A 22,709-nucleotide genomic window follows, 5' to 3' on the forward strand; every position below is an offset into this window, starting at 1 on the left:
ATGGAGCCAGGGATAGAAAGGAAGTCCTTATGGAAATTATATCTCCACAAAATACTAGGGTTAAAGAATGGGCTGGGCTCCAGGAAAAAAAACACCGTGACAAAGCCCAAAAATACATCGTTGAGGGCGTTCACTTAGTTCAAGAGGCACTAATGGCTGAGGCAGATGTAGAGTGTCTTGCGTATGACCTTGATAAAGGGATGCCTGCGGAATTAAAGGGTCTGCTGCAATCGGTTCAGGGTATGGAGGTTATCGGTGTTACGGCTGCGATCATATCTAAATGCAGCAGCACCAATACACCGCAGCCCGTGTTCGCAATCGTTCGGAAGGAACAGCAAGGGGTGGAAGTCATCCTATCGAAGCCGGATAGTCTGGTAGTCGTATTGGACGGAGTCCAAGATCCCGGTAATGTAGGCACTATTATACGCAGTGCTGATGCTGCAGGAGCGGATGGAGTGATCCTCGGGCTTGGCTGTGCTGACCTGTATAACCCCAAAACAATCCGTTCCACAATGGGCTCGATGTTCCATCTCCCGGTAGTGGAAGGCGACTTGAGCGACATCCTGCCACAGGCCGCGGATCGCGGGGCCTTGTTAGTAAGCACATCGCTGCAAGGGGACGAGTCCTGTTATCAGCATGACTTCCACGGCAGCCAATGGCTGCTCATTGGCAGCGAAGGCAAGGGCATTTCAACGGAAACGGCACAACTAGTAGACAAGAGCATCATCATCCCGATGTCGGGACGTGCTGAATCGCTGAATGCAGCGATGGCAGCTACGATTTTACTGTTTGAGGCTATGCGGCAGCGGGGTTAAGAAGAATGACTTACTTATGGTCTTGTGTGAGTTGTAATTCACTTTGTCACCGTTTGTAACGTAGTTTGTCACAACAAAGTCAGTCCCGATGTGTCAGAAATCCTTGATACATCGGGATTTTTCTATTTTCTTTGTTCAGTGAATTATTTTTCATCAGAAAAACAAAAAGATGATAGGCGGAAAAATACATTGAGAAATCGCTGTAACAACCTTTGACACAATTCGTCTTATGGAGGGGTAAATTTTGAATGTCATTGGAGAGAACATAAAAAGACTTAGAAAGATACATAACTATAATCAAATTGAGTTTGCAAAGTTAATCGGAATATCCCAAGGTAGTTTAAGTGATATTGAGGCAGGAAAAAGTAAACCCTCAATTGATGCAGTTATTTCAATTCATCAGCATCTTGGTTGCTCGCTTGAGTGGTTATTAAAAGGAAACGAAAATCATTCTTCTTTCGTTGGATCTCATATAAAAAATAAAATGCTAAATAAAGATTGGACAACTTTTGAAACTGAACTAGTTAATTTATTTCGGGAACTAGACACCAATAATCAAATAGAAGTGTTAGAAATTATTAAAATTAAATTTAAAAAAATATATAAGTTTAATTTTTTAGATGTTTAAGCCGTACTTTCGTACGGATTGTTAAGTAGCGTTTATCGCTTACTATGTTTGGAAACACTTTTTATATTCCTTTGAAATCTAAAGAATAGAGGCTCCTTAGTGGGGAAAATTCTAACTATACAATCGTTACAAAAGATAACCATGCCTGACCAGCCTGTTTATTTCTTCCATCTTGGGTTGTGATTAATAACCCGAAAAAGCAATAGGTTATACCAACCATTTGGCGGTAAGACGTTATACTTCTCCAGTGTTCTGGATATGTATAACGTTTGTAGGATACATCCTTAGTTTTAGATATAATGAGCCAACTTCCAAAACGGACAAAAATGCTCTACATAGCGACCAAGGCAGCGTATATATGTATCAGGCTTACCAGGCAGCAGTAAAAGGGAATAATATTACCATAAGCATGTCCCGTAAAGATTCTATAAGATTAAGCTTCATGTAAGCCAATTTATAAAGCGAATCAATGAACATCCGATAAAATAGCTGATTCTGCTTGTAAGGTTATAATCTTAATTACGGGTTATGTTAATCCGAATATCAAAAAATTCGATAACACAGGTGAAGATATGGAGGATCTGATCTCCATCGGAACGGACAAAGAGGGAAATGAAATTACTTTAATAGATATTTTGGGCTCAGGAGCAGATGATCTTCTGTTGACAGTGGGTCTGAATATTGAGAAGAGTAAAATCAATCGCAACCTGGACATTTTGGATGACCGGGAGAAGGAAGTTGTGGTTGGGCGGTTTGGTTTAGATACAGGGGGCGAAGAGCGTACGCAGCGGGAGATTGCTAAGGAGATGGGCATCAGTCGCAGCCATGTGTCGCGGATTGAGAAGCGGGCGCTGATGAAACTGTATCATGAGTTTTATAAAGTGAAGCGGTGAGTGTGAAAATATAAGTACAACGTAAGTTTCTGAAAACTGTACAGTATTTTGAAAGCGACTTGTCTGCGGATGAGTTGCTTTTGTTTCTAATTGTGCAATGAATACAGCTCGTGAGAATGTAGACTACAAAAATTATTATAATATAGGGGTTTCCACTACAATGAGCTACAAAGGGTCAATTGTTACATACATATGAGAAACATGAGAAGAATCAAGTATTGTATTATAATAGACAATTTTTCATGACAGAGGATGGATTTAAAAAATATTTGTATAAAATCAGCTTATAGAAATTCATGAGAAGAGAAGAGAAGAGACCAGAGTGTGAAATGGTGCCCAGAAGATTACTTTAATTGAATTCAAATAGGCGGAATAGGCTGGTTACCACTTTCATGGGGTTTCCATATGTACATTGTTAGCAGAAGTTTTAATTCGAAAAACTATTTGCGATGATCTAAATATAATAAACAAGTAATTGTAAACAGTACCAGTAAATAAAGTTTGGAACCGCTAAAGTCAGTCCAGATGATATTTTAAGGATGTTGTTATGTTAAAATCGGGTCTGTCAATAATTTTGTGTAAACTCTTTTAAGCACAGATTCCCCCGAGGGGGAAGTCGCGATTCATCGCAAGTGTTGACCGACCCGATCTGGGAAAAAGACCGAAAGCTGGAGGAACATTTGTCCCCAGTTTTGAATGCGGCCCGTACATTTGCGAGTAACGTCGACGGTGGCAAGATAGAGCATTTTAAGCAGGGCCTCATCTCATCTGTGGGGAAAATACTTTTTCCCTTTGTCACTTTACGCAACTGGCGGTGGTAACTCTCAATCATATTTGTCGTATAGGTAAGTTTGCGGATCTCAGGTGGGTACTTGAAAAAGGTAGCTAACTCCTCCCAATTAATCCGCCAGGAACGGATAATAAGTGGATATTTGGCTCCCCACATCTCTTCAAAACGGTCGAGTTCAAGCAAGGCTCCTTCTTCCGTAGCTGCCTAGTAAATGGGCTTTAAATCGGCGGTGATCTTCTTAATATCCTTGTACGAAACGTACCGTGTGGAGCTGCGAATTTGGTGAACAATACACTTCTGGATTTCAGTTTGGGGGTAGCAGGCTGCAATCGCTTGAGTGAACCCAGACAGGTTGTCCACACAGATGATGAGGATGTCCTGAACTCCGCGATTCTTCAGCTCATTCAGCACGCTAAGCCAGGATTTGGAGGACTCGTTCTCGCCGATCCACATGCCCAGCACATCCTTGTTGCCATCCAAATCAATGCCAATGACCATGTAGGCTGCCTTGTTAATAATTACCCCGTCCTGCTTGACTTTGAAGTGGATGGCATTCAGATAGACTACCGCGTAAACACCTTGTAAGGGGCGATTCTGCCACTCTTTAATGAGGGGAACCAATCTTATTCGTGACATTTGAAATGAGTGTAGGCGAGACCTCAATACAGTACATATTCTGTAGATGATTTTGGATATCCCTCGTGCTGACGCCTTTGGCATACAGGGCCACAATTTGCTCTTCGATGCCCGTTACGTTCAATTGATGCTTCTTGACGACAAGAGGCTCAAACTCACCCAGACGGTCTCGAGGGATAAGGATTTTCTGTTCTCCATACTCGCTGACTACCGTTTTGCGGCTCTTTCCGTTCAGACTGTTCGGCGTGAATTTCGTCTTGACTTCATTCTTGCCATAGCCCAAATGAGTATCCATTTCGGCTTCTAGCATCTCTTGAATCGTCTCGGCAAACAAATCCTTTAAGGCGTTCTGTACATCTTGTGCAGAGACCAAATTACTATCCTTGATAAATTCCCGCAATTGTTGTTTTGTCCAAAGTTCTTATGTATTCTCCCCAACCTTTCTCTTACTTCCATTTCAATGGGTTTGAGGGTTACACAAACTATTTTACTCATAAAATCATCTAGCAGCATCCCTCTTATCGCTTCCCACAGTCTTTGGGGACGGTAGGATCCCATTTCCACGATAGTGTTCTGCCTCATTTTTTAATAATTGGGCTCGCCTTTTGTAGCCTCAATTTGTAGTTAACGACATCCGCCCAGTGGTTAAATAAAGGAAGTAAAAATATCCCAAGTAATATATTTACATGTTAAGAGATAGGTGGTATTATTTAAACAATTGTGCAAACGATTTCTGTAATAGTTTGGAGGAACTGAATGACCAGTGAGATAAATAATAAAGACAGCCGTGTGGAAGAGATTTATCAATCTATGAGGATACGAATGATCCAGTTTGATACTAATCCGTGGTTAAATGATGTTCGTACACGAATGTTAGTGTGGATTCAAGAGTTAGCAAACCAAAGAGGTAAGGGCTTACACTATTTAGGAATGCCTTCCGTTATGTTCTATGATGTAAAGGATTGGCTTACATACCTTGGTGAAGTATCTTCAGTGGAGTTAATGACTGATATTTATACAAAACAAGCCATAAGCGGTCCTAAACTTGGGATTCCTTATAACGGATACTTAGGCGATATTGATTATGTTATACATAATGCTAAGGATTATAATGAACGGAAACTGGAAGGTCCATTTGATCTAGTTTTTTTGGATTATTGGGAGGATATTTTTTATCAAAAAGTCAATCGTTTGCACACTGCGAGTTCTTTAGCTGCACAACAGTACTTATGTGGTCAAAAAGAGTGGATATTCGCCCTTTCTCATCGTGTTGAGGAAAAAAATGAGGACGCTTACTTTGCATTAACATCCCAGATAAATGAAACGGAGCGAGTTCAGTTTGACGACAGCCAACTCCAGCATGCGTATTCTGTAATATGGAATATGAAGAAGGCTTTTGTTGAAAAAGGGTACCGTTCTGCGGGAATTGAACTGTACATGTATGCCCAGAGACTTCATTATGTTTTCAAATTAGAACACATGCTGCAGTCTGATCCCGTAAATCCCCTTATGAGTGACCTTAGAGTTTGGAAGGAAGGGAATGAGCAGGAACTATTTGTAGAACTCGATATCAGTAAAGGAGAACTTCATGGAAAGTCTAATTGATATTCAAGCTAAAGTCGTTGTGGGATTAGAGAAGGTCTTACAGGAAAAGGGACAACATAGACAGATCGAGGTAAACACTGATTTGCTGGATCGTGGGTTGTTAGATTCTTTTGCCTTAATGCATGCCCTTGTTCTATTTGAATCTATTTTTAATATTCAGTTTGATGATTTTGAGCTATTGCTTGAAAATTTTCGGACGCCTGAAATCATTGCGGTACGAATTCAATCCAAATTAATAGGTAACTGACAGGAGCACAATGGAAGAAGAAATTAAATTAGTTAATATGGGTGGTCATGAGTGCTTTCTATCCGTTATAGCTACACTGCTGCGAACGAAGGGACTTAACGAACAATTTCTTTTATCTTATACTTGGAGATTTTATTTACAGCGTGATTTCGGTGAATTACAGGTTCATGTGCTTACATGGCTTAATAATACGAAATCAAACGAAAACGAAAGTGCTATCTTAACAATTGGAGAACGCTTAAATCAATATGGATATGAATTAAGTCCTGCAACAGGTAGAAGCTGGGTTACATGTTCGGAAAAAATGCTCAGTAATGGTCAACCCATACTCTTATATTTACCAACTAAAGAATATGCTATTGTTACGGACATTGATCGAAGCGCTAATCAATTCATAATTATTACTGGGAATGACACGAGAAAAAAGGCGATACCTTTCTCCCAGCTTATTAATGTTAAGGCTTATCTCTTCGTTGAGGTGAACTCCTGTACTGCAGCGAAGGAACTTCAAAGTAATCTGATTGTTGGTTTGGACAGGTTAACACTCCTCGAGAAACTGACAATATTGTATGGGCTAGTTCTGAAATTTCAGGGAGGGTCTCAAAGTCTTCGCGAAAAAGTCAAGGATCATGCCCGTGTAATAGTAGTAGGAGATACATATCATCTTCCATTTACTGATTTATACAAAAATAAACATTTGCCTAGATATTTTATAGTTGAGAAGTATGCTGAAGGCCAATTTTATATTTTGGATCCATTAAGCGAGACTAAGGGTTGGTATGCTCAAGATGAAATTGAAAAGGCATATATAAACGAAGGCAATTCCTGCTGGACTATAGAGTGGAGAAATTATACTCCTATTACACCTGGTGAGAACTGCCGAAAGGCAATTGCTGAAACTGTTGAACACATGGAGCAGCAATGCTTTTCCGGACATGGATTCAGGGGAATGGAACAGTTAATTGAAGATATGAATCACCTTCGATCCTGTGAGACTTCAGTAATTAATCAGCGGTTACAGATTATATATTCTCAATTAAGCAATATTAATAATATACGTGATCAGGTTATGAATATATTTGTGCATGGACTACTAGCGGAAGAAAGAGAGTTTTTCGTTAAGAGATATGAAGATATTCGAAAGTATTGGATGATAATGAAGCCTTTGATGGTACGTTCCCTAGTAAGAAGCAACTGGAAGCCGGTAGAAAATGTGCAGGCACATCTTCTTAAAATTATTGAGATGGAGAAAAAATGGCTTAACGCAGTTCATGACAGAATTTTAGAAAAAGAAACAGAGGATGTGTAATATGCAACATGAGATTCGTATTTTAGTTGCCGAACTTGATGGTGCGGGCAGCTTCGGGTTTGCCTTGATGAAGACTGAAGAACTGGATGAACGTTTATTGCATCAATTAAGGGAATTGAACATATCTCCTGGAGAAGAGACCACGCTGGATACGGGAGCGTTATTCAGAGGGCTACCAATAAAATTAATAATCGCTGAGAACCGGGAAGAAGCTTACAGACTTATACCTACTGCTGATTTTCTGATAACAAAAGGGTTACCCTTGCGCAGTGAGCATTTAACTTCAGCGCACTCTCTAAAATTTATCCAGTTTTATGGCCAAGATCACCGTGAGGTTGATTTTGTTGCAATCAAAGAATCAGGTATCCCTTTCGATATTTATGCCAGGTTGGCACATTCTGCAGTTGCGGAGCAGGCACTTTTGCTGATGCTCGCTACCATGCGTAATTTGCGTTCCGGAGAAATGGTAGTTCGGAAAGCAGAGAACCCGTATGAATTGAAATACAGCAGATATATGTTTAATTGGGCCTCACTACCTTCAATCCATCTTCTGAGAGGAAGTACGTTAGGAATAATTGGTATGGGGGAAATCGGAATTCAATTAGCCCATTTAGCGGCAGCCTTGCAGATGAATATAATTTATACTCAGCGGACAAGGCATGATGCAGAAACGGAACAAAGATTTTCAATGACCTTTCACTCCCTGGAAGAAGTGCTTCAATTGTCAGATGTAATATCTATTCATTTACCTTTGGTGAGGGAGACGGTAAAGCTTATTTCTCATCGTGAGATTGGCATGATGAAACCAAATGCTGTGTTAATCAATACATCAAGAAGTCGGATTGTAGACGAGGGAGCACTCTATACAGCCTTGACAACAAATAAATTGAAGGGGGCCGGGCTTGATGTGTTTGACATTGAGCCTGTTAAACCAGGACATATGTGGGAGGGAGTCGACAATGTCATACTCAGTCCTCATGTGGGTGGAGCGCCAATCTCGTGTCATTTGGATGATGTGAAATATGCTATCCGCAACTGCCTGGACCATCTCTAAACAGAAATGCTTAAGAGGAGGTGAGGCTAAGCACAGATATTCATGAGAAATACAGCGGAAATGAAGTAAGAAGTCAATATACCTAATAATGATATGGAGTGATAGTTAATGAACAGTGAACAAGTGACGGCTAAAATTTTGGAAGTTATTAAAGATAAATTTAATAATGATCTGAATTTGGAAGAGAATAATATTCAATTGCTAGAAGCAGGCCTAAATCTAGACTCATTGCAGATCCTTGAATTAGTTATGTATCTAGAGGATGAATTATCTATTTTGATTCCTGATGATGAGCTTGATCCTGAAATTTTTACAGATATCCAATCGTTAGCTTCGTTCTTGTCCAATAAGCTGGTTCTGGTATAAGGAAATATGATTCCATTGATATCCTATAAGCCGACGATTATGAAGAAACCACAGGCTTCGCGTATATTAGTTCTAGCGCCGCATCCTGATGATGAAGTTTTGGGCTGTGGTGGATTACTCCGTAAATATTCACTTGCTGGTAATGAGATACATATCGTGTACATGACAGACGGGAGTGAAGGGAGAACATTTGGTCAAGCACGTGAGGAGATATCGAAAACTCGAAAAGCAGAAGCAAAAGCGGGCCTTGAAGCACTGGGACTAGGTAACAGTTCAAGCACTTGGCTGGACTTTCCTGACGGGCAGTTATCTGTTACTGAAGATTCTGTTCATTCAGTAGAACGCGAGATTATGTCCTTTCAGCCTGAACTCATACTATGTACTTTTATTCACGATCAGCATATGGATCATTGCGCAACTACACTTATTCTGGCTGAAGTGCTGAGAAGGAATCCGATTCAAGCGGAAATTCTAGCTTACGAAGTCTGGTCTCCGTATCCCAAGTCTGCTGTTTTAGATGTTAGTGAGGATTTCGAGTGTAAACTACAAGCATTACGCTGCCATAAATCTCAAATTCAATTAGTGGATTACGAGAGGCTGATATCAGGATTAAATCAATATCGCGCTATGCTGTATAACTCAATCCTTCGTAATCGTGCAGAACAACGTGCGAAAATAAGAAATACTGTGATTTCTGAAGGGATGCTGGATTTGATTAGTTACGCGGAAGGATATATTAAGTTCAACGTGACCACTTTTGTGCAAACGATTGATCAATACTCTCGATTGATGAAGGAGAATGTTTTTGAAAGTTGATATCGTAATTCCCGTATATAATCAGGAATTTCCATTATCGTTGACATTAGCCGGATTTAACCGGCAGAAGACTGATGCGGATTTTCATCTTATTATCATTGATGATGGGTCGGATCAAGCACTTGGTAGCCTATTGGGTCAATTTCCTCACCTTCAAATTTCCTATGTCCGTCAAGAGAATAGAGGACGGGCTAAAGCGCGAAATGCTGCTTTGGATCATATGAAGGGAGAATTTGTGATTCTGAATGATGCTGATCGTGTACCGCATCCTTTACTGATAGATAAGCATTTAAGTCGTCTGAATGGGTCGGATAATGTGGTCAGCATTGGTGTTCCCAAAGAGATTTACTTCGGTAATCCTGAAAATAACAGCGAGCGGATTCTTAGCATTTCCGAAACCGATCATCGCGCAGCACGTGAGCCCCTGTATTCTAGAGTAGTTGATTCAATTTATGAGCCATCGGGAGAAACCAGCAGCTCTTTACCGTGGATCAGTACTTTTAGCGGAAACATGGGTGTGAAAAGAAAGCATTTCGAAGCAATAGGCGGATTTGATGAGGGGTTTGTCTCCTGGGGGTTTGAACATTTTGAATTAGGCTATCGGCTATATCGCAATGGGGCGATATTTGTTCGGGAGCGGATGGCAGTAAACTATCATATCGCACATCCCCGATCTATGGATTATTTTGTGAAAGCAATAAATGACAGCCATGCGTACTTCTATAAAAAGTATAACAATAAAGAAGTAGAGCTTCTAAAACCATTTATGTTCGGTGAAATTTCATTACAACAGTATGAGGAAAGCGTATCTGGCCAAGTACCCTGGGAAGCACAACACCAAGAAGCCATATACAACAAAATATTTTAGGGGAGAATAACGGCTTGAATCTACTTGAACTGTTATCAACACATTGTAATGAACGGGGAGAACGGCCCTTTTTAATAGAAGATTCTCTTACAATTACTTACAATCAACTATCTTCATTAGTGGTGGCTGCAGCCAAGCAGTTTCGGAGGCAAGGTTTCCTAACTGGTGAAGCGATAGGTATCCATGCTGATAACAGCGGGGGAATGATAGTTTCTCTGCTAGGTTTGATCATGGCAGGCTGCATTCCTGTAATTCTTCATCCCAAGCTATCTGACCAGAGGGCAATTCATATTTTACAGCAAAAGGGAATTAAACACCGCCTGATAAATTTTGAATGGCCAGAGCCTGATGAATCATCCTCCTTTATGCAGGATGGGGATGCAGCCGCAGCAGCCGTGATGTTGTGTACATCCGGCACATCTGGTAAAGAGAAGCTGGTGGTTCTTTCTCATCATAATTTAATCAGTAATGTAAAAATGATTGTTAATTATCTGGGCCTCACCAGTGCGGATCGTATTCTTCTCAGCGGCTCTCTCGCTCATGGCTCTAATTTTTCCGGAGTCTTTCTTTCTACACTGTATGTGGGAGGGACTCTTGTTCTGTACAAAGATGCCCAGCTTCCGGGAAAAGTTTTAAAGGCTATCGCAGAGAATGAGATTACTTATTATTCAAGTGTACCGACATTTTTTCGATATCTGATCAGAAATCAGCGTCTAAAGCCGGTTCAGGTACCGGCACTTCAAAAGATTCAGTTAAGCGGGGAAGCGGTAGAACCCAAGGACCTGATAGAAATTCAACGTTTATTTGCACCCGCTACCATTTATTATTCTTACGGAATGACTGAAGGTTCTCCTAGATTAACCGTACTAGAACAAGATAAGTTTTACAGCAAAGCAGGGTCATCAGGCAGAGTACTGGACGAGATTGATTTACGTATCGTAGATGAAACCTTTCTGGAGCAGCCTGTAGGACAAAGGGGCGAGATTATTTGGAGAGGCCCTAACCTCATGCTTGAATATTATAATGATCCGGAATTAACGGCTCTTAAAAAGCATGAGGGGTACTTTTGTACAGGAGACGAAGGATGGTTGGATGACGAAGGATTTTTATATGTCACTGGCCGGTTGGATGACATGATTAATCGCGGAGGAATTAAGATTTCTCCATTGGTAATTGAACAAGTGCTTTTAGAACATCCAAACATACTGGAAGCTGTAGTATTTGGAAAGAGCGACGAGAAATATGGACAGAAAATATGCGCAGTTCTAGTTGCTGAAAATGGCTATACTCAGTGTTCTTCTATGGAGATTCAGGCCTTTTGTCGAAGCCGGTTGGCAGATTATGAAATTCCTAATGAGATCACTTGGCGGAACGAGATCCAATATACCCATTCAGGAAAGCGTATCAGAAGGGAACTGCAAATATATTCTTCAGAAAGAGGTAGTGAAATTTGAGTCAAATCAACGAACAAATTGAATTTTTACAGCATGAGGAAAATGAGAGATTAACTATTAAAATGCCCACGACATACGGAGACTTTAATCTATTAGCTATAGATGACGGGTGGCCCAATTGTACCGTAATGCTTTTTAAGGGGGATTTGAAGTCGGTAAGCGCTCCTTTAATAAGACTTCATTCTGAATGCTTGACCGGAGATGTCTTCGGATCGGAGCGGTGTGATTGTGGAGAACAATTACATCATGCGATGCAAATGATTGCGCAGGAAGAAACGGGTGCCATACTTTATTTGCGGCAAGAGGGCCGGGGAATTGGTCTATTTAACAAAATGCGGGCTTATAAATTACAGGAAGCAGGCTGTGATACGGTTGATGCAAACTTAAAATTGGGTCTGCCTGAAGACGCTAGAGATTATAAAGGGGCTGCAGATTTATTGAAATCCCTTGGTGTGGATTCTATTAGACTTATTACAAATAATCCACTCAAAATACAGTCTATTGAGGACCATGGAATTAAGGTAGTTGAACGGGTGTCCATTGAGGCTATACCAGGGGTCTTTAACCAGCAGTATCTTCATACGAAAAAAGAACGGATGGGACATATTCTTACGTTTACAGGTGGGGCCAATAAATGAGTGCGAAAATATCGGTAATAATCCCTGTTTTTGAGGGAGAAGGTCAGGTTCACAACTGTGTTCATTCTCTGCTGAGCCAGGATTATCCCCGAGAGCTAACGGAGTTAATATTTGTCGATAATGGCTCGAAGGATAGAACACTTGAAAACCTAGGACAATATAGTGACAGGATCAAAATACTTACTGAGAAGAAGCGGGGTTCATATTGTGCTCGTAATAAAGGAATTTCTGAAGCAAGTTCCGATATATTAGCCTTTACCGATATGGATTGTACGGTTGCTTCCGATTGGCTTACCAGTATAGCTGGTGGGTTTGCTTCTCATCCTGAAGCAGCAGCGTTTGTCGGCCTATCTCTAGGTTGCAATGAAAACTCTGTATCACAAAGTGTACAACACTGTTATGAAAGTACAATGAAAAGCGAAGTGATTCAGGAGAATGGTATCTGTACTCGTATTGATACGCGGAATTGTGCTGTTCGAAGAGAAGTATTTGCTGAATTGGGCGGCTTTAACGAAGAGCTTCTTTATTGGGGAGACGAGGAATTTGGGAAAAGAATAGTTAAGAGTGGTAGGGTCATTAACTACCAGCCATTAATGCAGGTAGTACATAAGAATGTGAATTCCGTCGATTTATGGGTGGAGAAAAAAAAGAAAGAAGGGTACTGGGTATATCGCCAGCTTAAGCAATTGGGTCGTCATTACACTCGGCTATTCTTCCCAAAAGCTCTATTCATCTATCTACCATTGAAGAATGCAGAAGAAATGATAAAAGAAAAAGTTATTCATCTGGAGCAAGAGCAGATTCTTATTCAAGAAGCGTTAGCGGTAGGGAATCAAGAACAGATAAATAGATTGATGTTACACATAATGGACACAGCGTTTGTGCTTGGAACAATGCTTGCAAGATTGGAAGAGGTGGAAGGAGAACAGACGAGTGTATTTAGTCAAGTCAGGGCTTGAAGAAGTATTGGGAGGCATTGAGAATCATATTTCTGTGTACAGAGAAGCCATTGAGGCGGAGAAGCGGCAGTGGAATCGTGAGGCTATAGTAGAAGTGCAAAATCGGCAATTAAGAGCCGTGATCCAGAATGCGGTAAAGAACACTACATTTTATAGTAGACACTTTCATGATGCCAATATATTACCTGAGGATATTCATACGGTAATGGATCTTGCGAGAATTCCGATTTTAACCAAACAAAACCTGCGTGCCGAATTCCGGAATATGATTACGAGGGAGTACCCTCTAAATAAATGTAACCGTAACCGCACCTCCGGCAGTACAGGCGAACCAGTGGTTAATTTACAGGATTACGTACTTCATAATCGCGTCTTTAGCATTAATTCCTTGCGTCAGCGCTGGGGCTGGGGGCATGTAGAACCGAGAAGAATGCTGCATATTATGCCCCGTAGATTTCATGGGGATGCTCCGGAATTCCCGGAGTTTAGAATTGATCTGAATGGCCTAAATAAGGTGTGGATGTTTCATCCTACGGAAGACAGTAATGATTATGTGACCGTTCTTAATCATTGCAAGCCGGATATCATTTATGGAAACCCCTATTTATTGCTAAACATGGCAAAGCAGTTATCTGGTGAGTCGAGAGACTTCAATAAGCCTGAGGTCATTTATAGTTCTTTTGAATTATTGGATAATCCGTCACGGCTCTTCTTAAGCAGTGTATTTGACTGCCGAATCTGTGATATTTATGGTTTTTCTGAGGTTGGGGATGTAGCTTGGGAATGTCCTGAGGGGCATGGCCACCATATTAATGAGGATTATTTAGTAGTGGAAGTTTTGAACAGTCAAGGACAGCCCGTTATTGGAGAGAAAGGAGAGATTGTGGTAACCAGTTTTTATAACGATGCTATGCCAATTATACGATACCGTGTAGGGGATATAGGTGTTATGGAGACAGACCCATGCCCATGTGGACGCCACACGCATCGCCTTAAGCAAATTCATGGTCGCAATGTAGATTTTATCTCTTTGCCTTCGGGAGTGAGAATATCACCTTACGACATTATGAACATTCTTGACTTGCCCAGTATTGCAAGATTTCAGGTCATTCAGGAAGCAGTGACTACTCTGCGTATAAAATACATTCAGACTCAACAACAGAATATTGTTCCTCTTCTTCATGAGCGTCTGGTGAAAAAGTTAGGTCATGACATGAATTTTATATTTGAAGAAGTAGAACATATTGCAGTTACAGGCTCGGATAAAATACGAACAGTACTTTCATATATTGAATAGAGGGGTGTAGCATGGCTCCAATAGTTTCGATCGTCATTTTAACCTTCAACCAAATCGAATATACACAAAAATGTCTGGCTTCTTTACTGGAATGTACAAAGACTCCTTATGAATTAATTATTGTTGACAATTGTTCTACGGACAGAACACCTGAATTCCTTGAAAGCTTCTGTATCGAGAAACAGAATGACATCCCAGTAGTTCTTATAAAGAATAATAAAAATCAAGGCTACGCAAAAGGATGCAATCAAGGAATCCATGCTTCAACCGCACCCTATATCTGCTTGTTAAATAACGATACAGAGTTAACTCCTGAATGGCTTGAGAATTTGCTTGAATGCCTTAAAGTTTATCCAGAAGCTGAAGTGGTCGGTCCGTATACCGATGGAATGTATCCTCCTATGTATGTTCATAGCAAAGAAGATCTGCCAGGCGGAATCCAGGAGACGGATACATTATACGGTTACTGTATGCTGTTCCGCCGTTCTCTTATTGACCGTATCGGAGGACTGGATGAGGTTTACGGTATAGGTAATTTTGAAGACGTGGACTTTATTGAGAGGGTTATCCGAATAGGTGGCAAGCCGATAGTAGCAGGCAATACGTTTATATATCACAAGCATCATGCATCATGGAACTCGGAATTCAAACTGCGTTTGATGGTAGCTAAAAATTTGCAAAGATTCAGAGCGAAATGGGGCTATGGAGAATCTTTTGACGGAGGCTTTAAAGATCGGCCCTATTTTAGCTGTGAAACAAGTCTGATCATTATTGTCCCTGTCTATCCGCGAGAGCTTCAGGAATTCATTAATGCCATCTCCCCGGAAGATATGAAGAAAACGGAACTCGTGTTCATTGATGAATATGCTAATGAAGAGGTAAAGGAAATGATCGTTGCATTGAGAAATCAGTATCGGATTATTCATATTCAAGCGTGCAGCAACCAAACGTTAACCAAAGAGCAGTTGGTCCAAATGGGTGTGAACAATTCCTTCGGAAAGACGTGCAAGTATATGCCGGTTGAAAGGGTGGAGATTAATGGATCTTCTATTTGTTAGGCCTTATTACGGAGTGAATATTAACAGTGACATGGCCGGTGATTTGGGGATAGTTGATTATACGAATCAGATTACTCCCGATCTGTCCATATTATATTCCGCTTCCTTGGCCAAGTCTAAGGGGGCGAATGTAACTGTTATAGATGGAAATGCAGAACGTTTACTGCCGAAGAGAATTATTGAACGGATAAGTGGTGTTGGAAAAAGCTGGATTATCCTTAAAGGAACGGCTCCTACCATTCAGTTGGACTTGGAATTTGCCAGAATACTTAAAGAATTATTTCCGGGAAGTAAGATTATTCTGGCGGGACATATCGTAAAGATTCTCCGACCTTGGATATTAGAGCATGCAAAGTATGTGGATGATCCCATAGAAATAGCAATGGAGGATTATGTGTACAGGCTTGTGTTTGGTAAAGAGCATGATGTGCAAATTGATGAATTTCCGGCACCAGACTATGGATTAATGCCCCTTCATCTTTATCAGGATGCCGGAAAGACAAATAGCGCTTATATGTGGACCAGCAGAGGCTGTAAATTAAGTTGTGTCTATTGTCCATATATCGCTTATTATAGCCGTTCAATGGAGGAACGCGATCTCGACAAGGTTATGGATGATATCCAGGCTGTATTGGAGCAAGGTGTGGATTATATCCAGTTCCGTGATCCTTATTTTACAGCTAATAAGCAAAGAGTTATTGATTTCTGTAACAAAATTCTGGAGCGCGGGTATCAGTTTAAATGGTATTGCGAAACCCGAATTGACTCTTTAAACAAAGAGTTGCTGGATCTTATGAAGGCTTCGGGCAACGTAATGATTGGTTTTGGCGTAGAGTCAGCTTCTATAGATACGTTAAAGAAATACAAAAGGCCTACATATAATTTAGAGAAAGCTAAGAGTATGATTTCTTATATGACAGAGCAAGGAATTGAATCTCTTGGTTTCTTTATGATCGGATTTCCCGGAGAAACCTTTCTATCCATGAAGGATACCTACCAATTAGCCCGTTACCTTAGCCTAACCTATGCACAATTTAATGTATGGACGCCCTATCCCGATACGCCGAACTGGGCAGAGATTGAGAACCCGCCAAGTATTACTCCAGAACTATTTATTCAGTTCGAAAATCGAGTAACCGTAAATCCGGTCAAGAACTTAACAAGAGAAGTTCTTGATTTTACCGCTAAGCAATTCGGCTTTATGTATAACGAAGCGCAGCATGGATTGGAGTATGCCTATCGTGCATTCCGGCATCAGAATATACGGGAAGAGCGTGGGCGCAGACATGCGGATATTTTGTTTAAACAAGGTATTACCGAATTGCAGGAATTAAGCACACAGTTGGTGATGTGAAATGTTAGAGCAAATTATTAAACAAGCTTACATGTACACCGCCTCTACATCTTATGTCCACATTGAGAAAAGCTGTCTGGAGGACCTTTCTTCACAAATTGAAAACCATTTGAGAAGCTCGACAATCGAACTTCCTTTATGGAATGGTGCTTCTTTTGCTCCATGGCTGCGATCCATAGAAGAAATAAGTCAATTCTTTTTCATAGGAAATTCTATTAATTTCCGATTTTGGAATCGGAATCATCTGGATAGGTACAGCTATGGCGAATGCCGAGGCTCAGAGGCGATGTGGAAGGCTCTATCAGATTGGCCGGAGTTATTGGACGCAGATGTTCTCGCAAACTTAAATGAAGAACAATTCAGATTAAAATTCGGTGCAATCTCCATGACCAAAGAACGCGTAGCCAGCCTGAGGGAAGTAGGGAATATCCTAAACAAACACTATGATGGAAAAGTGATTCACTTATTGGAGCGTGCCTGCTTCGAGACGGATGAAATTGTAAAGTGGATTGTAACGGATTTCCCAATGTGGAATGATTCTACCGGTCCCCTGCTTTTTTATAAACGTGCACAATTGTTTACGGCTATGCTCGCAGGTAGATTACAGGCCAATTCATTCATTACAGGTCTACAGAAGCTTACTTTACTGGCTGATTATCATCTGCCGAAAGGACTTCACAATCTTGGGGTTCTGCGCTATGACGATAACTTAAAATTTCGAATAGATAATTCTCAAGTTCTTCCCTGCAATTGCAGGGAAGAACTTGAGCTGAGGGCCTCGACCATTTGTGTGGGCGATCTGCTGGTACAATCACTCTCCAGAAAAGGGATACAGATAAACGCAATTCAGTTAGATGCATTTCTTTGGGAGGTCTCAAAGAAAGTTAATACACCATACCATCTTACAGTAACAAGCTTTTATTAATAGTAAGTTAAGGAGACATTTATGAGGGTGTATTTTGAATTTATGAAAAAGGCTGTTAAAAATAGTGTCGCGTACCGCTTTAATATATGGGCCCGCATGCTAGGAGATTTAGCCTTTATCATAATGTGGATTTCGGTATGGGCTGCCTTGTATCAAGGTCATTCCGATATGAACGGGATAACTATGCAAAATGCGTTACTCTACGTCATGATTACTCAGCTGCTAATTTCTTGTAATCATGCGGCCTATCCTATTGGACGAATGGAGGGGCTTGTAAGAGAGGGACGTATTTCATCAGAAATTTTGAAACCGTATGATTTTATCACACGCTGCATTGCTGAGGATTCGGGACAAATATTCTCTTATTTTATATTGAGCGGCTTCCCTGTTTTTATGATTACATTTCAGTTCATGAATATAGGACTTCCAATTGGGCCTCTAAAAGTGCTGCTCTTTATTTACTCAGCATTGTGCGGTTGCATGATTAAATACTTTATAGAACTGAGCTTTGGGCTATTATCTTTATGGTTCATTCAGACGCGTATTCAACCTATTTTTTCATTCACGATTTCATTGTTTTCCGGCGCAGCTGTACCCTTATGGTTTTTTCCTGACTGGCTTGAGAACATTGCCAACGTCTTGCCATTCAAAGGGATTTATTTTGTGCCTAGTGCTATTTTTACAGGGCAGTTGCAGGGGAGTCAGCTGCAGCATGAGCTTTTAGTTCAAGGAATGTGGGTTGTTGCATCGTTTTTATTATTGCGTTGGATGTGGGCGACGGCAAGTAAGCGTGTAGTTGTTCAAGGCGGTTGAATAGGAGGTTTGTTCGTATATGTACATTAAATTACTACAGCTTCAATTGAAAACATTGCTTGAGTACCGTTTTGCTTTCTTCAGTCAGGTTCTGGGGATCTTCATAGGATACATTAGTACTGTCATTGTATATTGGCTAATGTTTTTAAGATTTGATGAACTTAATGGTTGGACATTTAAAGAGACTATGTATGTGTATGCATTTGCTGCACTCACCATCAACATCGCGGCTATATTCTTTAATCACTTCAAGACAATGGACCAAGAGATTATTAACGGGACATTCGATAAGTATTTGATCAGACCACACAATGTTTTTTTTAGTTATTTAATCTCAAAATTCGATGTGGCGGAATTCGCCAATTTATTTCTTTCCATTGCAGTTTTAATTTATGTCATAGATGTAAATCACATTCACTTTACCGCGGTAAAAATAGTTTTCTTATTTCTGGGAATCATCGGGGCAGTCCTGGTGAACGCCGGTTCGTTGGTGTTGATCGGTGCGGTATCCTTTTGGACCTTAAAATCAGAAAGTCTTTACGACACTATTTTATGGCCGGCACAATTTTTATCTTATTTGCCAATGGGTATATTCCCAAAAATCATTCAAGTATTATTCACGTTTGTACTTCCCTTTGCGTTCATAAGTTATTATCCTTCAACAATTACACTTGACAAGGTAAATATCTTATCTGCACCTGGACTGGCGTATTCCAGTATTGGTATAGGCATAATTTTTTTCCTGATATCATTATCCGTCTGGAACAGCGGCTTAAAGAAGTATAATGGCACAGGATCTTAGAATAGAAGATGCAGGAGTTGTTTAGAATATGGCACTGATTGAGATTAACGATATTCATAAGGAATATGTTACGTATAAACAGGAAAAAGGCTTCCTGAATACATTCAAAGGTTTTTTCTATCGTGAAAAGCAAATTAAAGAAGCAGTTAAAGGGATCTCCTTTCAAATTGAGAAAGGTGAAATGGTTGGTTATATCGGTCCTAATGGTGCGGGGAAATCAACGACACTCAAGATCTTATCAGGTATCTTAACTCCGACATCCGGAGAAGCACATATAGCAGGAATCGTTCCCTATCAAAATCGAAAGCAACATGCTAAAAAAATAGGCGTAGTTTTCGGCCAGAGAACACAGCTATGGTGGGATCTTCCTGTAATTGAATCTTTTGAATTAATGCGTTATGTCTATCGAATCGACGAAAAGACGTATCGGGAGAACATGGAGATTTTTACTGATTTGCTGGAGCTTGATCAATTTTCCAGCCGTCCGGTTCGGCAGTTATCTCTTGGACAGCGGATGCGTGCTGATATTGCATTGTCTTTACTACATAATCCTGACATTCTCTTTCTTGATGAGCCCACTATTGGTTTGGACGTAGTAGCCAAACAGAAAATTCGCGAGTTCATCAAACAAATTAATTTGAAGCGTCAGGTTACTGTTATTCTTACTACCCACGATATGGGGGATATCGAATCACTTTGTAATCGCGTTATTTTAATAGACGACGGATTAGTACAATTCGATGGGGAAATCGAGAAATTTCGTCACACGTATGGAAAAGAAAGATGTTTAGTAGTCGAAACTAAGGAACCTGAGGATATTGACAGACTGGTACTTGATCATGGTCAAATCACGAAAAGAGAAGGCAATCGGATCTGGATCCATTTTGATAGAGATCAAGTATCTCCTACTCAGTTAATCCCACATATCACCTCACAAATTGAGGTTGTTGATCTAACTATTGAAGAGCCGAGCATTGAAGGTATTGTAAGTCGTGTGTACCAGGATAAAACTAAGAATTAACAGCAGGGAGTTGATCCAAATTAGTAGTTTGATTGGTAAGGGGATTTGTCATTTTTTTGGTGCTCGTGAAATCTTGAAGAACCTGGATTTTAAAATAGAAAAAGGCGAAAGTATCGGGTTGATTGGCAAGAATGGAGAAGGGAAATCTACCCTATTACGCATTCTTGCTGGTGTGGATCAGCCGGATGCAGGGCGGCTTAGCAATGGTTTCAAAGTTGCTTATGTTCCACAGTCTCTGGATACTGATGTCCATCAAGTAGTACATCAATGGTTGAATAACAATCAACAAGATATGGATCCGGAAATCATCGAAGGATTGAGAATGCCAGAATATATTTGGAATCTTCCTGTCAATAATCTGAGCGGCGGCGAACAAACAAAAGTACTTTTATTGTCGGCGCTCAGCCAACCATCGGATCTGCTTCTTTTGGATGAGCCTACAAATCATTTGGATATGAATACTGTGCTGTGGTTAGAAAAAAAGTTAATTTCATTAAAACAGAGCGTTATTATCGTTTCGCATGACCGCCGGTTTCTGGATGAAGTGACTAAGACAACTTGGGAACTGAAAGAGGGGGAAATAAACAAGTTCTCCGGAAACTATTCATTCTACATGCAGCAAAATGCGGGAACCCGTAAAAGAGTGGAAAAAGAATATAACGAATATCTTAAGGAAAAAGATAGGCTGAAAAAATCAATTATCAGAAAGCAAATTTGGGTTTCGAAAGGAGAACGGGGGCGCCGTCAAACAGATTCTTTTAGCAAAAATTTAAAGACTGCTGATGGAAAAAGTGCTGCCAAAATGGCTAATGCGATTAAGGCAATGAAACATAGGCTGGAACAACTTGAGCCAACCGAAAAGCCCGACATAAAAAGGGAGGTGACCGCAAGATTTTTAGATATCGATCCTTTAAAAAGAATGATTTTGGTTCGCGGAGAAGACGTTTCGTTTGGGTATGAACAGCAGTTGCTTCTTAAGCAAGTGAATTTTCAGGTGACCAAAAATGCCCGGATCGGCCTAATTGGCTTGAATGGTTCTGGCAAGAGTACATTGCTAAAAATAATCGCAGGGCAACTTAAACCTCAACGGGGCACTGTAAGTTTAACACCGGCTGCACAGGTAGGTTATTTGGATCAAATGCTGGCTGATCTTCAAACGGATCAATCGCTATTTGATAACATTATGACGATAGCAGGAATGGATGCTTCTACAGCCCGATTATATCTAGGAGCCTTCTTGTTTCAAAAGGAGGATGTCTTCCGCAAAATTTCCACATTGAGTTATGGTGAGAGAGTTCGACTGGCGATATTGAAATTAATTTTGTCCAAAGTAAATATGCTTTTGCTGGATGAACCAACCAACCATTTAGACATATTCACCAATGAGAAAATAGAAGAAGCACTCGAGGACTACCCCGGTGTAATTATTTGCGCGTCCCATGACCGTTATTTTTTAGATAAAATTGCAAATGAAATCTGGAGTATTCACGAAGGCAGATTGGAGATTCATCATTGCGGTTTCAAGGAATTTCTGCAGAAAGAGCAGAAGCACACAGCTAAGCAGGATATAAACCAAAATCAGGTTAAAGAAGAAATTATGTTATTAGAAACCCGTATTGCCCAGATTGCATGGGATTTAAGTATTGTAAATGGGTTGGAAAAAGTGAATCTTGATCATGAGTTCATTACACTGAGCCGTCAGGCCGAAAAACTTCGTCAAATTTTAAAGAAAGCTGGAGGGAGATCATCATAAAGGACTATCCCGTAAAGCCCAATCCCTGTAATAGAAGAGCTGTATTTATTGATAGGGACGGCACGATTAACAAAGATACACATTATCCGCATCAAATTGAGGATCTAATACTGTTTTCGGAAGCAACAAAAGGAATTGAACTGCTCTCAACTTTGCCGTTAGATATCATTGTGATTACCAATCAAGGTGGAATTGCCCTTAATATGTATACTGTCCAGCATATGACCGCTTTTAACGCTGAATTAAGAAGAAAGATAAATGCAGATAAGGGCCGCATTGATGCATTTTATTACTGTCCTCATTTTGAGAAAAAGAATTTGCCGGAAGACACTAAGATGTGTTCGTGTTCCAAGCCGTTGCCTGGACTGCTGTTTGAAGCTGCTGAGGATTTTCAGATAAATTTAGCTGAAAGTTATATGATAGGTGACCGGTTTACTGATATTGAAGCCGGAATTCGTGCCGGATGCAAAACGATCCTTGTTAAATCAGGTGCTTCTATCGTCAGAAGTGACGAGACAACAGTTGAACCTGATTATATCACTGAGAATCTACTTGAGGCCGCTTTAATTATTAAAGGTGAGTTTGTATAACTCGAAGTTTCCGACAAT

21 protein-coding genes and 2 pseudogenes are annotated in these 22,709 nt (G+C 40.4%); 22 read left to right on the top strand and 1 reads right to left on the bottom strand.

Annotation, left to right across the window (positions count from 1 at the left end; translation table 11 throughout):
- Window positions 1-29: 29 nt before the first annotated feature.
- The 3 genes and pseudogenes from J2T20_RS10250 to J2T20_RS10260 all read left to right on the top strand — a co-directional run.
- Window positions 30-815: a TrmH family RNA methyltransferase gene (locus tag J2T20_RS10250; RefSeq protein ID WP_307588000.1), complete on the top strand. Its 786-nt coding sequence runs from the start codon at window positions 30-32 to the stop codon at window positions 813-815.
- A 244-nt stretch (window positions 816-1,059) separates the two neighbouring features.
- Window positions 1,060-1,443 carry a helix-turn-helix domain-containing protein gene (locus J2T20_RS10255; RefSeq protein WP_307588002.1) on the top strand — a complete coding sequence of 128 codons (384 nt, stop codon included), beginning with the start codon at window positions 1,060-1,062 and terminating at the stop codon, window positions 1,441-1,443.
- Window positions 1,444-1,985: 542 nt separating this feature from the next.
- Window positions 1,986-2,336 (top strand): annotated as a pseudogene (locus J2T20_RS10260) (sigma-70 family RNA polymerase sigma factor); the annotation flags it as partial.
- Window positions 2,337-2,959: 623 nt separating this feature from the next.
- Here J2T20_RS10260 and J2T20_RS10265 read toward each other — a convergent pair.
- Window positions 2,960-4,162 (bottom strand): annotated as a pseudogene (locus J2T20_RS10265) (IS256 family transposase).
- Between the two features lie 356 nt (window positions 4,163-4,518).
- Between J2T20_RS10265 and J2T20_RS10275 the strand changes: the two are divergent.
- The 19 genes from J2T20_RS10275 (at window position 4,519) to J2T20_RS10365 (ending at window position 22,691) form a co-directional block, all read left to right on the top strand.
- Window positions 4,519-5,367: a hypothetical protein gene (locus J2T20_RS10275; RefSeq protein ID WP_307588004.1), complete on the top strand. Its 849-nt coding sequence runs from the start codon at window positions 4,519-4,521 to the stop codon at window positions 5,365-5,367.
- On the top strand, window positions 5,351-5,614 hold the full coding sequence (locus tag J2T20_RS10280; RefSeq protein ID WP_307588006.1) for a hypothetical protein: 264 nt from the start codon (window positions 5,351-5,353) through the stop codon (window positions 5,612-5,614). The genes J2T20_RS10275 and J2T20_RS10280 overlap by 17 nt, the downstream gene beginning before the upstream one ends.
- A 10-nt stretch (window positions 5,615-5,624) precedes the next feature.
- Window positions 5,625-6,923 carry a hypothetical protein gene (locus J2T20_RS10285; RefSeq protein WP_307588008.1) on the top strand — a complete coding sequence of 433 codons (1,299 nt, stop codon included), beginning with the start codon at window positions 5,625-5,627 and terminating at the stop codon, window positions 6,921-6,923.
- A gap of 1 nt (window position 6,924) precedes the next feature.
- Window positions 6,925-7,977: an NAD(P)-dependent oxidoreductase gene (locus J2T20_RS10290; protein ID WP_307588010.1), complete on the top strand. Its 1,053-nt coding sequence runs from the start codon at window positions 6,925-6,927 to the stop codon at window positions 7,975-7,977.
- Window positions 7,978-8,085: 108 nt separating this feature from the next.
- A complete protein-coding gene (locus tag J2T20_RS10295; RefSeq protein WP_307588012.1) occupies window positions 8,086-8,343 on the top strand; it encodes a phosphopantetheine-binding protein in 258 nt (85 codons plus the stop codon).
- Between the two features lie 6 nt (window positions 8,344-8,349).
- Window positions 8,350-9,159, top strand: a complete 810-nt coding sequence (locus J2T20_RS10300) for a PIG-L deacetylase family protein (RefSeq protein ID WP_307588014.1) — start codon at window positions 8,350-8,352, stop codon at window positions 9,157-9,159.
- Entirely contained in the window at window positions 9,149-10,027 is an 879-nt protein-coding gene (locus J2T20_RS10305; protein ID WP_307588016.1) for a glycosyltransferase family 2 protein, read from the top strand. Before J2T20_RS10300 ends, J2T20_RS10305 begins: the two co-directional genes overlap by 11 nt.
- A 14-nt stretch (window positions 10,028-10,041) precedes the next feature.
- Window positions 10,042-11,481 (top strand): class I adenylate-forming enzyme family protein, encoded by a 1,440-nt coding sequence (locus J2T20_RS10310; RefSeq protein WP_307588018.1) that lies wholly within the window; start codon window positions 10,042-10,044, stop codon window positions 11,479-11,481.
- Window positions 11,478-12,119, top strand: coding sequence for a GTP cyclohydrolase II (gene ribA, locus J2T20_RS10315; RefSeq protein ID WP_307588019.1), 642 nt, complete (start codon window positions 11,478-11,480; stop codon window positions 12,117-12,119). Before J2T20_RS10310 ends, ribA begins: the two co-directional genes overlap by 4 nt.
- Complete coding sequence (locus tag J2T20_RS10320) at window positions 12,116-13,078, top strand: glycosyltransferase (protein WP_307588021.1); 963 nt, start codon at window positions 12,116-12,118, stop codon at window positions 13,076-13,078. The genes ribA and J2T20_RS10320 overlap by 4 nt, the downstream gene beginning before the upstream one ends.
- The gene (locus J2T20_RS10325) at window positions 13,053-14,375 is read left to right on the top strand and encodes a phenylacetate--CoA ligase family protein (RefSeq protein WP_307588023.1); all 1,323 of its coding nucleotides are present in this window, start codon (window positions 13,053-13,055) and stop codon (window positions 14,373-14,375) included. The genes J2T20_RS10320 and J2T20_RS10325 overlap by 26 nt, the downstream gene beginning before the upstream one ends.
- Before the next feature lie 11 nt (window positions 14,376-14,386).
- Complete coding sequence (locus tag J2T20_RS10330) at window positions 14,387-15,433, top strand: glycosyltransferase family 2 protein (RefSeq protein WP_307588025.1); 1,047 nt, start codon at window positions 14,387-14,389, stop codon at window positions 15,431-15,433.
- Window positions 15,414-16,787 (top strand): B12-binding domain-containing radical SAM protein, encoded by a 1,374-nt coding sequence (locus tag J2T20_RS10335; protein ID WP_307588027.1) that lies wholly within the window; start codon window positions 15,414-15,416, stop codon window positions 16,785-16,787. Before J2T20_RS10330 ends, J2T20_RS10335 begins: the two co-directional genes overlap by 20 nt.
- Window position 16,788: 1 nt before the next feature.
- The gene (locus J2T20_RS10340) at window positions 16,789-17,712 is read left to right on the top strand and encodes a queuosine salvage family protein (protein WP_307588029.1); all 924 of its coding nucleotides are present in this window, start codon (window positions 16,789-16,791) and stop codon (window positions 17,710-17,712) included.
- Window positions 17,713-17,739: 27 nt separating this feature from the next.
- Window positions 17,740-18,525, top strand: a complete 786-nt coding sequence (locus J2T20_RS10345; RefSeq protein WP_307588032.1) for an ABC transporter permease — start codon at window positions 17,740-17,742, stop codon at window positions 18,523-18,525.
- A gap of 19 nt (window positions 18,526-18,544) precedes the next feature.
- The gene (locus J2T20_RS10350) at window positions 18,545-19,327 is read left to right on the top strand and encodes an ABC transporter permease (RefSeq protein WP_307588034.1); all 783 of its coding nucleotides are present in this window, start codon (window positions 18,545-18,547) and stop codon (window positions 19,325-19,327) included.
- 28 nt (window positions 19,328-19,355) lie between these two features.
- Window positions 19,356-20,348, top strand: coding sequence for an ABC transporter ATP-binding protein (locus J2T20_RS10355; RefSeq protein WP_307588037.1), 993 nt, complete (start codon window positions 19,356-19,358; stop codon window positions 20,346-20,348).
- A 10-nt stretch (window positions 20,349-20,358) separates the two neighbouring features.
- On the top strand, window positions 20,359-22,101 hold the full coding sequence (abc-f, locus tag J2T20_RS10360) for a ribosomal protection-like ABC-F family protein (protein WP_307588039.1): 1,743 nt from the start codon (window positions 20,359-20,361) through the stop codon (window positions 22,099-22,101).
- A 47-nt stretch (window positions 22,102-22,148) separates the two neighbouring features.
- On the top strand, window positions 22,149-22,691 hold the full coding sequence (locus J2T20_RS10365) for a D-glycero-alpha-D-manno-heptose-1,7-bisphosphate 7-phosphatase (RefSeq protein WP_307588252.1): 543 nt from the start codon (window positions 22,149-22,151) through the stop codon (window positions 22,689-22,691).
- The last annotated feature ends 18 nt before the right edge of the window (window positions 22,692-22,709 follow it).

Origin of the sequence: Paenibacillus wynnii, from assembly GCF_030812855.1 — a bacterium.
Classification (GTDB): Bacteria; Bacillota; Bacilli; order Paenibacillales; family Paenibacillaceae; genus Paenibacillus_AQ; species Paenibacillus_AQ wynnii_A.

Bases quoted from the DNA above. Each gene is read 5' to 3' on its own strand.
- J2T20_RS10250 (WP_307588000.1), top strand. From the start codon at position 30: ATGGAAATTATATCTCCACAAAATACTAGGGTTAAAGAATGGGCTGGG.
- J2T20_RS10275 (WP_307588004.1), top strand. From the start codon at position 4,519: ATGACCAGTGAGATAAATAATAAAGACAGCCGTGTGGAAGAGATTTAT.
- J2T20_RS10280 (WP_307588006.1), top strand. From the start codon at position 5,351: ATGGAAAGTCTAATTGATATTCAAGCTAAAGTCGTTGTGGGATTAGAG.
- J2T20_RS10285 (WP_307588008.1), top strand. From the start codon at position 5,625: ATGGAAGAAGAAATTAAATTAGTTAATATGGGTGGTCATGAGTGCTTT.
- J2T20_RS10290 (WP_307588010.1), top strand. From the start codon at position 6,925: ATGCAACATGAGATTCGTATTTTAGTTGCCGAACTTGATGGTGCGGGC.
- J2T20_RS10295 (WP_307588012.1), top strand. From the start codon at position 8,086: ATGAACAGTGAACAAGTGACGGCTAAAATTTTGGAAGTTATTAAAGAT.
- J2T20_RS10300 (WP_307588014.1), top strand. From the start codon at position 8,350: ATGATTCCATTGATATCCTATAAGCCGACGATTATGAAGAAACCACAG.
- J2T20_RS10320 (WP_307588021.1), top strand. From the start codon at position 12,116: ATGAGTGCGAAAATATCGGTAATAATCCCTGTTTTTGAGGGAGAAGGT.
- J2T20_RS10330 (WP_307588025.1), top strand. From the start codon at position 14,387: ATGGCTCCAATAGTTTCGATCGTCATTTTAACCTTCAACCAAATCGAA.
- J2T20_RS10335 (WP_307588027.1), top strand. From the start codon at position 15,414: ATGGATCTTCTATTTGTTAGGCCTTATTACGGAGTGAATATTAACAGT.
- J2T20_RS10340 (WP_307588029.1), top strand. From the start codon at position 16,789: ATGTTAGAGCAAATTATTAAACAAGCTTACATGTACACCGCCTCTACA.
- J2T20_RS10350 (WP_307588034.1), top strand. From the start codon at position 18,545: ATGTACATTAAATTACTACAGCTTCAATTGAAAACATTGCTTGAGTAC.
- J2T20_RS10355 (WP_307588037.1), top strand. From the start codon at position 19,356: ATGGCACTGATTGAGATTAACGATATTCATAAGGAATATGTTACGTAT.